The sequence below is a fragment of the uncultured Enorma sp. genome (genome assembly GCA_905210055.1).
Classification (GTDB): domain Bacteria; phylum Actinomycetota; class Coriobacteriia; order Coriobacteriales; family Coriobacteriaceae; genus Enorma.
On record CAJLVH010000221.1, the window covers coordinates 1 to 1,746 of the forward strand.

Below are 1,746 nucleotides of genomic sequence, written 5' to 3' on the forward strand. Positions count from 1 at the left end.
GGCGGCCACCAGGGCGTGGCCCACCTCGTGGTAGGCCACGATCTTCTTCTCCTCCGGGGAGATGACGGCGCTCTTGCGCTGGGCGCCGGCGATGACGGTCTCCACGCTCTCCTCCAGATCCGCCTGGGTGACGGTCTTCCGCCCCTGGCGGACGGCCCGGAGGGCGCCCTCGTTGATGATGTTCGCCAGGTCGGCACCGGAAGCGCCCGGCGTGGCACGCGCGATGGCGGAAAGGTCGATGGGCGGCTGCGTCTTCACGTCCTTGGCATGGAGCTCGAGGATCGCCTTGCGGCCAGCAAGGTCGGGAAGCTCCACCGGGATGCGCCGGTCGAAGCGGCCGGGACGCAGGAGCGCCGGGTCGAGCGAGTCGGGGCGGTTCGTGGCGGCGAGCACCACGATGCCCTTGTGGTTATCGAAACCGTCCATCTCGGTGAGCAGCTGGTTCAGCGTCTGCTCGCGCTCGTCGTTCGTGGAAAGCCCCTGGTCGCGGCGCTTACCCACAGCATCGATCTCGTCGATGAATACGATACAGGGGGCGTTCTCATTCGCCTGCTTGAAGAGGTCGCGCACCTTGGCAGCGCCGCGCCCGCCTCGCCGGCGACGGCCTTCGCGAGTAGCGTCTTGCCCGTGCCGGGAGGGCCTACAAGCAGGGCGCCGCGTGGCAAGCGCGCGCCGATATCCTCGTAGCGCTTGGGGTTCTCCAAGAAGTCGACGACCTCCTTGAGCGACTCCTTCGCCTCTTCCTGACCCGCGACGTCCTTAAACGTGACGCCGACGTCTTCCGATTTCACCTTGCGCGCGCCGCTCTTGCCGAGACCGCCCGCGCCGCCGAAGCCGCCGCCACCGAAGTTCATGCTCGGGCCGTCGTCGCCCATCGCCTTCTTCATGCGGCGGTTGAGCCACCAGCCGATACCGAAGAAGATGAGGAACGGCACACCAAGCGTGAGCAGGTAATACGTCCAAATGCTCGAATCGGTGTTCGGAATGATGACGTCGAGCGTGGCTCCGGCGTCGGTGATGCGGTTCGTGAGGTCTGAGTCATTCGGCATCACGGTGCACTGGTAGGCCACGGAGCCGTCGCCGCCCTTGAGCGTGTACAGCGCGGTGTACTCGCCCTCCGTGTACTGCACGGCGTCGACCTTCTTTTCCTCCAAATCGTCGAGGAACTGGCTGTAGCTCACGTCCTCGACCTTCACCTGGCGCGCCATGTTGGGGAACAGCAACGTGTTCAGCACCAAATAGACCACCAGCGCGATCAACACGTAGAGGATCATGTTCCTTCTGCGTTTATGCTCATCCATCTCCATGGGTGAAACTCCATCCACTCGGTTCGCAATGATAGTAAGATACCCAGCGGTACTACCTGTAATCAGAGAAGTTTGCTGCATTTGGAAGCGGGGATCCATGTCGATGTTGAAACGCAGGAGCGCTCATACGGGCGCCGCATCGCTCGACGTCACGCAGGGCGTCATCTGGCAACAGCTCCTACTGCTCTGCGTGCCCATCTTCCTGAGCTCATTCTTTCAGCAGGCACACGCGCTCATCAACACGTTCATCTTGGGGCAGTTCGGCGGAAAGCTCGCTCTCGGCGGCGTGCAGGCGACGGCTTCCCTCTTCGAACTCGCCGTCGGCTTCTCCGTGGGCGTGGGCGCCGGCTGCGCCGTCATCTCCGACGAGCCCACGGTGGAGCTGGTGGAGATTACGCTCGGCGGCGTCACCTTCCCCTCCGACGTGACGGAGCTCGAC

1 protein-coding gene and 2 pseudogenes are annotated in these 1,746 nt (G+C 63.9%); 1 reads left to right on the forward strand and 2 read right to left on the reverse strand.

The genetic code is table 11. The features are described 5' to 3' along the window. Positions 1-396, reverse strand: a 396-nt coding sequence (locus QZ079_RS09370; RefSeq protein WP_297037573.1) for an AAA family ATPase, incomplete at its 3' end; no start/stop codon positions are given. After that, positions 370-1,406, reverse strand: a pseudogene (locus tag QZ079_RS09375) (ATP-dependent metallopeptidase FtsH/Yme1/Tma family protein); the annotation flags it as partial. The pseudogene QZ079_RS09375 and the gene QZ079_RS09370, both read right to left, overlap by 27 nt. On the opposite strand from QZ079_RS09375, the pseudogene QZ079_RS09380 reads away from it, so the two are divergent. Then, a pseudogene (locus tag QZ079_RS09380) lies at positions 1,405-1,746 on the forward strand (hypothetical protein); the annotation flags it as partial. The pseudogenes QZ079_RS09375 and QZ079_RS09380 overlap by 2 nt on opposite strands.